We start from the raw sequence: 7,788 nt of genomic DNA on the forward strand, positions 1-7,788 counted from the left end.
TCCCGGTTTTTTAAATGTTCTGGTGCGCCTTCGGGTAAATAAATTTCTTTATATTCCACACCTGTTTTTCGGCTGTAATCATGTTCTCGGCCCTCACGTTCACAATAGATCTTTTCACCTGCCCGATAGGCAATCGCAGCAGTAGCGGAACGCCCTGCTGATCGTGCTACGGTTTTGACTGAAAAGTGGTAAATCGCCATGCCTATTTTCGCTTTTAAATTTTCACGTAGTGAAGTACAACCGTGGATACGGTTGTCGGGGTATTGGGGAGACCCCAATCGTACTTGCAAACGAAGTTTGCATAAGTGCGCTCTTCGAGGAAAACATTACTATACATATAGCACCTTGAATGCATATTCAAGTGCGCTTATGTTAGGGATGGTTTCCCAGGATGATGGTATTGGATTAATGAGCGTTACTGAAACACTAGACAGCAAAATCAAAGCACAGGAAGAAAAGCTAAAGCAGTTAAAGGCTCAAAGACAGGCAGCACTGGCAAGAGAACGTGCTAAAGAGAAAGAACAAGCTCGAAAGGATGATACCAGACGCAAAATTTTAATTGGATCCTGTATGCTAAAGATCACTGAAGATGATGAACAAGCCAGAGCTAAATTAATTGCTCAGATGGATAAGTATTTAACAGATGAGCGTGACCGAAAGCTTTTTAATTTATAAATTTTGAGGGATAAGTAGTGGAAGATCCAACACTTAATAAGTTAATACGTAATACAGAATTATTCTTCGAACATCACTGGAATGTAGACCTATTAGGAAAGCCTCCTGAATGGTCACCAGTACATTTTAATTTTGGAAAAATTCCTAATTACGATAAACAAGGTGTATATGCGTTTGTCAAAGGGGATTTAGTGACTTATATCGGTGTTGGGACTTCTAGAGGTGCTGGCCGTTATCGTGGTAATGGCTTAAGCGCCAGGGTAATGAAATATTGCCGATGGAATGAAGATAAAACTGAATATATTGCGATAGATCCAAGACTGAAAGATGCTGGATCCATCATTACAATAGGCTTTGAGCGTGATACGGCTTATTTAGCAAATGCCCTAGAAGTTTTTCTTATCTCTAAAATCCAACCTGTCCACAATGTGGTTAAAGTTGGTATGTAATTTCGCATAAGAAATTTTATGTTAAATGATTGTTAGAAATGCCCCTTGATCGAGGCATTTTCTATAAAGAATACTAAAAACTAATTAAAGCCAACCAAGTTTCAAAACAAGGCAGTTCTCAGCAATCATATTTTTAAATTATATAACTCCCAACTGAGCTTTTGCTCCAACGATAAGGCTTTCATTTTGAGTTTCTAAGGCAAATAAACCATACATCAAAGGAGAGGCCGCTGCTCTTTCTAAAGTCTGTTCATATAGTTTATTCCAAACTTTACCCCCTAGTTTTTCATACTCGATGATTAGAGTTTTGAGGCTTTCTTCTCCAAACAAAGTTACATGCCCAGCAAAATCAATCGCTGGGTCATCTATATGGGCTGTTGACCAATCAATAACGCCTGAAACAGCTCCATCCTTTGAAGCTAGTACATGCCCAGCATATAAATCGCCATGTATAAATTGGGTGAAATCTGCCCATAGAACATCATTATCCAACCATTTTCTGTAGCGGGTTTCCAATTGCTCACTTATACCAATTTCAGATTTTACTAACTGCAAATTGTTTGCTATTTCAGGTCTTAAATCTGAAGGTTTCATAATTTTCAAATCATTTTCCCGAACTTCTTTTTCAGGAATACTATGGATTTCAAATAAGGTTTTTGCCAAAGATGTTATGTATTTCGGGCTATCTTTGTCCATATTCCAAATTATTTCATAGGTTTCAGCATCCAAATTTAAAACAGGATTATCTTTAAGTATGGGATAAGCCACTAATTCTGTAGATGAAATTCTCCAATCAGGAACCTCTACAGAAAGATGTTTTTTTACCAATTCTAAAATGCGTTTTTCTTTCTTGATTTGTTCCCTCATGCCATCACGACGAGGAATACGCAGCAACCATTGTTGCCCCTTTGTATCAAGAGCAAAAACGACCTTAAAATCAATGCCCATTTCATTGAAATTCATTTTGTCCGTAAGCAACAAGCCGTGTGCTTCAGCAAGTGATTGAATATCTTGAATTGTCATTTTTAATTTCCTTTAAAGAGTTCAATAATTAATGTTCGGATTAGATTGGCTATCATTAACAATCTCTCTCAAAAGTCTTGATGATTTTGTGGTCTTTGATCTCGTAGATAATGTCAGCAATATTATCGACCAATTGCTTGTCATGAGATACGAAGATAATAGTTCCTGCATAGGACTTCATCATTGTTTCTAATGCGGCAATACTTTTTAGGTCAAGATAGTTTCCTGGTTCATCCATAAGCAAAATATTATATTTTCCTAAAAGCATTTTGGATAAAAGCAGTTTGATGATTTCACCTCCCGATAAGTCGGATAAGTTTTTTTGAATATCATTCGCTCCGATCCCCATTGAAGCCAATACTGCACGAATTTCCGCAACTGTGTACTCGCACTCTTCCTGCATAAAGGAGAGCACAGATTTATGCGTGTTAAATTTATATCCTGTTTGTGTAAAGTAGCCAATTTCAGCTTTTGGAGATATGGTTAATCCATCAGCACGTTCTGATATCATTTTTAACAAGGACGTTTTCCCTGTTCCATTCGATCCAGTTATAGCGACTTTAGCGCCAAGCGGTATTATAAAGTTAGCGTCATCAAAGATAGTACGGCTACCAAATTTTAAGCTCAGACCATCTGCCGTAATCGGGAACTTATTGTGCAGTTCTAGGGCTGAACTTTGACGAAAACGAATAGAACGCAAATGCTCTGGTGCTTGAATATCTTCTAATGCAGCCAAACGCTTTTCCATACTCTTAGCTGCCTGATACAGTTTTCTTTGCTTGGTGCCAGTCATTTTTGCATGCCCAAGTCGTCCAGCACTTTCGGTAGAGTTTTTGGATTTTTCTCCTTTTTTCTTATTGTCTAATCGATTAGCTTGCTGGCGTTTTTCTTGCACAGCAGATTCTAATCGCTCCCGTTCCTTCATCATCAGCTCATATTCTACGGCTTGGTGTTGTCGCTCTTCTTCTTTTTGACGCAAGTAATCCGAGTAACCACCCCAATATTCCGTAATTTTACCGTCTTTTAACTCCCATATCTTGTCTACAACCATATCAAGAAAATATCGGTCATGACTGATAACAAGTAATGCTCCATCAAATGCTTTAAGTTGACCAATAAGTAGATCTATTCCATTGAGATCAAGGTGGCTGGTTGGTTCATCCGCTAGAATGCCATGTACTTGTTGGGAAAATGCGGCAGCAATTTTTGCACGAGTTTCCTCTCCGCCACTCATTGTGTCGTTTTGTACATTGGAAACACCAAGGCGAGATAACATTGCCCGGTCTTCGACCGTTTCTATTTCGATTCCGCCCAGTTGGCTGATATGTGCAAAATCACCAAAACGCTGTAATGTCGCTTCGGCTAAAACAATTTCGCCATTAAGTACTTTGAGTAAACTACTCTTTCCTGCTCCGTTATCACCCACAAGACCAATACGGTCATAAGAGTGAATTTCCAATTCATCAATATCCAAAACATCACGCCCAGCATAATCCAAGCGTATGTTTCTCGCTTTAATAATTAAACTCATTTTTATTTACTCCTGTTTAGCTCTTGAAATTTTTTATGCAGCAAACAGGATTTAGGTGAAAACAAAAGCTAGCATCACAGTGTCCTCCCAAAAAAAAAGCTATTCATCCACAGGGTGGACAAATAGCTAGTCAATTAAGTTATAACTGGAAACTATGCACTAAAAGCATACTTATAAATTAAGCATACTTTTACTTTATATATCCGCATATATTCTTAAAGACACAACAAAAGCCCACCATTATAAAATAGTGTCACTATGCAAATAGTTGTGTCTTAACGAATGCGGATAGAATGCATAAACTTACCTAAAAAATAAAATTCAGTTTTATGATAACTTTACTGTTAAAAGAAGTCTAGACAACCTTGTTTTATGCTTGGATATAAGGCTTATTTTAAAATAATAGTAGTGAAGATTTTCTAAAATTAACATAATACACCTTATACGAAATGCTTGATATTTCTCTTTAAATATCATTATATTAACGTAAGCCGTTCTGGAGTATAGGGCACCAGAACGGCTTTTTATTGATTATTCATGTTCCACGATCACTAATTGAGCGATGTTCCACGGTTTTATTCAGTTTTAATAAACATCATCCGGTTTTTTGAGGAGTCATTATTTCAAGTGCTTGCACTGAAATTGGCTCTTCAAAAAACTGGAGTCTTGGCTAACCATATGGAAGGAAAAAGCGGCTTAGGAAGCCTCTCTTCTTCTGTTCTGGTTCAACATGCTCCGGGATAGGAATACGCTTATTGTCTTGCTGAGGAGTAGTCAATTCGTCATAGTTCGTTGCTAGTTCCGACCGAGGATCCGTTGCTATATCCTGTTTAAAGCTCTGATCGGTAAAGGTAGTCATATTGGCTTTTGGTGCTTCTAGTAAGCGCTGCATAGCTTCAATCTGTTCTTGATAAAACGATTCACGTTCTAAAGATTGATTTTCTCTCTGTATTGCCTGATTTAATTGTTTTTCCAGTATGTCAACTTGACGTTTTAGTAAGTCAACTTCTGTCAAGTTTTGACTGTTAATTGATTGACTTTGATTGACTGTATCCTCTTTTTTTTGTGGTTCCCCAAAAACTCTTAGGGCCTCTGAAAAGTCAATTAATCCATCAGATCCTTTAGATAAATTTCCTTTGTTTATATGTGCATATATGGCTTGTCTTGAATATCCATAAAGCTTAGCTAACTCTGAAACTGACAGTTTTTTCATTATGTAAACCAGTTTTCAACTTGTGTTAATACCTGACTGTTAACTTAACAATTTCAATTAACAATGTCATTGAAATCCTAATTTTCTGAGTAAAGGAAGTAATTCCTTAAATTTCTCTGCATCTTGCAGCATGGCAGCTATACGTACAGCAAACTGCTGATAGCTTTCTGTGCCTTGTGAATATTTACTCATCTCAGGAAGCTCTGAGAGCTTGTTGGCGAATAGATGGCGTTGTTTATCTGTTATTTTTGAAAAGAGGTCTAATGTATTCGGATCTCTTTTAGATTCGACTGAATGCGTGGCTGATTTTTTCTGTTTAAAGCTAAATGAAAAACCAGTAATAGATCTACCTGTTTTATGCTGTTCAACTTTGACAATAATATCGGTATGTTCATTTACTTGTTTTAATGCAATGTCTAAAACATATTTTTTAAAATCATACATTCGTTTGTATTCAGTCTCGAGTACACCTATTTTTTGTCTAAAATCATACATAGTTATGAGAGGCGTTTTTCCAGTACTACGCCATGCAATCAATATTTCATATAAACGAACAGCATAAGCACTTGTTAAATTACTTATTTGTTGTATTTCATACTTTGTAAATTGTTCTTCTAACCTAGTAATTAAAGGCACAATAGCAGGGGCAAAAATAAGTCTAACGACAGCTTCATTATCAATATAAGCCACCTCGCTCACCCATCTTGATTTGTGATTAATAGTGTTACCTTTTTCACTAAGACTCTGATAACTGAATTGTCTTGCAAACAAGTCATCGCAAGCATCTTTTAACGCCTGATAAGCCGTATTTCGATGTACACCAAACTGATTAATATAACTTTCAGCATGAACTGTTAGTGGATCATTAGCATTTATCCCTTTACCCGATTCCCTTGCTTCAACAATAGCTAGGAGAATTAACCTCTGTTCAACTAGATCGAGGTTATAACTGGCATTGATTAAGGCGTTATCTTTAACAACTAGTTCTGTTTTCATATGAAAAGATTATATTTTTAATTCAATAAGACGAGGTTATATAATTATCTCGCTTAATGCAAGGTAAACCTCGTTTTAATGCAAGGTAAACCTCGTTTTAATGCAAGGTAAACCTCGTTTTAATGCAAGGTAAACCTCGTTTTAATATCTCTAGAACCATTATGAATAAAGGATTACAGCTTAATTAAAAGCATTTAAAAGCTTAAAAATAATTAAAAGCCCAGGGAGTAAAAAATTGCCCTTGGTTTTCGCTTCGCTCAAACTCTATTGAATCTCGCTTTCGCTCGATTCGTCGGGGCAATTTTTGGTTCATATTTTCGTGAATTTGAGAAAAAGCAAAAGCAAGATCAAAAGCAGCTCGGAATTCGCTTCGCTCATGAGCTTTTTTTCTCGCTACGCTCGGTTTAGGAATCAAATTTGGAAAGTTCGCACCCATTCGGGATGCTCTGTAAAGCAGGTGATTGATGGATAGGGAGCTTGTAATCAGGGAAAGGGATGGGCAAATTTTCTCAGTTCGCTCGTAGACACTCGCTCTGTTTAGCGACTCATGCCACGAGATTTCATTTTAGGCGCATGTTGCTGTGCTTTGAGCTGTTGTTCCTGTCTGAGTTTCATCTGTTGTTCTGCTTTGATCTCATCCACACATTTTTTAATGACTTGATAGGATGGGTATAGAGTCTGGTATTGCTTGGCTTTGGCTGGATGTTGTTGTTGGTACTGCTTCCAGGCATGTTCTTTGAATTTGTCATTTTCCAATAAATCCTTCACACCATGTTTTTTCTGGTGTTCATGCTGACCTTTCAGCTTTTTGTGCTCCTGGTAAATCGCATCACGTTGGGCTTCCCAGGCTTTTTTTCCAAACAGTAAGGGTTTGTTCTGAGTTAATTCGTTGTGTTGATCGACCAGGCTTTGCAATTTGTCATGACTTTGCTTGAGTCCGCTTTTCACGATCTCCTGGGCAAGCTGCTGATTGAACTCATTTTGATGTTTGTGGTGCTTGGTCAGGGTTATTTCGGCTTGTTTGAGATTACGCTGCATGAAATCCAGGTCTAGATTCGCGTCTTTTGCGCTGATTTCGCGTTTTAGCACTTTGCCAAGGGTTTCCCTCTGTTTTTCCTCAAACAGGGCTTTTTCGTCAATTGGTGGCGTTTTAGCGCTATTTTTGATTTGGATCTGCTGTTCTGTTTTCAGTGTGCTGAGTTTGATCTCATTTTCAGCAATCAGCAGATCCATATTTTTGCTGTATTGCAGCTGAGCCTGATTTCTCTGTTTGATTTCGTCATTGCTTCGGCTGATTTCGGTCTCAATCCCTTTTCGGCGCAGTTCGGTGACTTTCGGCCCTTCGTGCAGCGTGGCTTCTAAACCATTCTCCTGGTCTTTGTAGCTGCGGTGGTCGACTCGGGCAGTGTATCCAGCCAGATCCAGGTGCATATTGCAGATATCGGCAAAGTGTTCGCGCCAGTGTTCGATTTCTCCACTGTGTTTCTGATCCAGTTCCCGGGTTTTCTCGGTGAAGCCTTCCTGAGTAAGTTTGCGTGTGCTCATCAGGATATGCGCGTGATAATTGCGTTCATCACTACCAGATCCAGTATGCGGTGCATGAATACAGGCATCGACGGCTACCTGGTGTCTGTCCACGATACTGGCGCATAGCTCTTCGAGCATGGCCAGGCGTTGTTCCTGATTTAATTCACTTGGAAAAGCGATTTCAAATTCTCGGGCAACTGTCGAGTTTTTTCGGGTTTCCCGTTGTTCAACTTCGTTCCAGAGTCTTTCCCGGTTTTTTAAATGTTCTGGTGCGCCTTCGGGTAAATAAATTTCTTTATATTCCACACCTGTTTTTCGGCTGTAATCATGTTCTCGGCCCTCACGTTCACAATAGATCTTTTCACCTGCCCGAT

9 protein-coding genes are annotated in these 7,788 nt (G+C 38.4%); 2 read left to right on the forward strand and 7 right to left on the reverse strand.

Annotated features, from left to right (window positions below; all coding sequences use genetic code 11):
• Nucleotides 1-200, reverse strand: a 200-nt coding sequence (locus tag FTV17_RS15065; RefSeq protein ID WP_180000650.1) for a MobA/MobL family protein, incomplete at its 3' end; no start/stop codon positions are given.
• Nucleotides 201-408: 208 nt separating this feature from the next.
• On the opposite strand from FTV17_RS15065, the gene FTV17_RS15070 reads away from it, so the two are divergent.
• Both FTV17_RS15070 and FTV17_RS15075 read left to right on the forward strand, forming a co-directional pair.
• The gene (locus FTV17_RS15070; RefSeq protein WP_088749624.1) at nucleotides 409-675 is read left to right on the forward strand and encodes a mobilization protein; all 267 of its coding nucleotides are present in this window, start codon (nucleotides 409-411) and stop codon (nucleotides 673-675) included.
• 17 nt (nucleotides 676-692) lie between these two features.
• The gene (locus FTV17_RS15075) at nucleotides 693-1,124 is read left to right on the forward strand and encodes a hypothetical protein (RefSeq protein ID WP_039090891.1); all 432 of its coding nucleotides are present in this window, start codon (nucleotides 693-695) and stop codon (nucleotides 1,122-1,124) included.
• 138 nt (nucleotides 1,125-1,262) lie between these two features.
• Here FTV17_RS15075 and FTV17_RS15080 read toward each other — a convergent pair whose 3' ends face one another.
• From FTV17_RS15080 to mobQ, 6 genes are all read right to left on the reverse strand, one after another.
• Nucleotides 1,263-2,147, reverse strand: a complete 885-nt coding sequence (locus FTV17_RS15080) for an Mph(E) family macrolide 2'-phosphotransferase (protein WP_000155092.1) — start codon at nucleotides 2,145-2,147, stop codon at nucleotides 1,263-1,265.
• A gap of 55 nt (nucleotides 2,148-2,202) precedes the next feature.
• Nucleotides 2,203-3,678, reverse strand: a complete 1,476-nt coding sequence (gene msr(E), locus FTV17_RS15085; protein ID WP_000052512.1) for an ABC-F type ribosomal protection protein Msr(E) — start codon at nucleotides 3,676-3,678, stop codon at nucleotides 2,203-2,205.
• Between the two features lie 670 nt (nucleotides 3,679-4,348).
• A complete protein-coding gene (locus FTV17_RS15090; protein ID WP_004896925.1) occupies nucleotides 4,349-4,891 on the reverse strand; it encodes a plasmid replication DNA-binding protein in 543 nt (180 codons plus the stop codon).
• A 66-nt stretch (nucleotides 4,892-4,957) separates the two neighbouring features.
• Entirely contained in the window at nucleotides 4,958-5,887 is a 930-nt protein-coding gene (gene repM / locus FTV17_RS15095; RefSeq protein WP_068553070.1) for a replication initiation protein RepM, read from the reverse strand.
• Between the two features lie 202 nt (nucleotides 5,888-6,089).
• Nucleotides 6,090-6,323: a hypothetical protein gene (locus FTV17_RS15100; protein WP_068553069.1), complete on the reverse strand. Its 234-nt coding sequence runs from the start codon at nucleotides 6,321-6,323 to the stop codon at nucleotides 6,090-6,092.
• A 101-nt stretch (nucleotides 6,324-6,424) separates the two neighbouring features.
• Nucleotides 6,425-7,788: MobQ family relaxase (mobQ, locus tag FTV17_RS15105; protein WP_180000648.1), on the reverse strand; the 1,364-nt coding region annotated here is incomplete at its 5' end.

Source organism: Acinetobacter sp. YH12239 (assembly GCF_013417635.1).
Taxonomy (GTDB): Bacteria; Pseudomonadota; Gammaproteobacteria; order Pseudomonadales; family Moraxellaceae; genus Acinetobacter.

Bases quoted from the DNA above. Each gene is read 5' to 3' on its own strand.
- FTV17_RS15070 (WP_088749624.1), top strand. From the start codon at position 409: ATGAGCGTTACTGAAACACTAGACAGCAAAATCAAAGCACAGGAAGAA.
- FTV17_RS15080 (WP_000155092.1), bottom strand. From the start codon at position 2,147: ATGACAATTCAAGATATTCAATCACTTGCTGAAGCACACGGCTTGTTG.
- FTV17_RS15090 (WP_004896925.1), bottom strand. From the start codon at position 4,891: ATGAAAAAACTGTCAGTTTCAGAGTTAGCTAAGCTTTATGGATATTCA.
- repM (WP_068553070.1), bottom strand. From the start codon at position 5,887: ATGAAAACAGAACTAGTTGTTAAAGATAACGCCTTAATCAATGCCAGT.
- FTV17_RS15100 (WP_068553069.1), bottom strand. From the start codon at position 6,323: ATGGGTGCGAACTTTCCAAATTTGATTCCTAAACCGAGCGTAGCGAGA.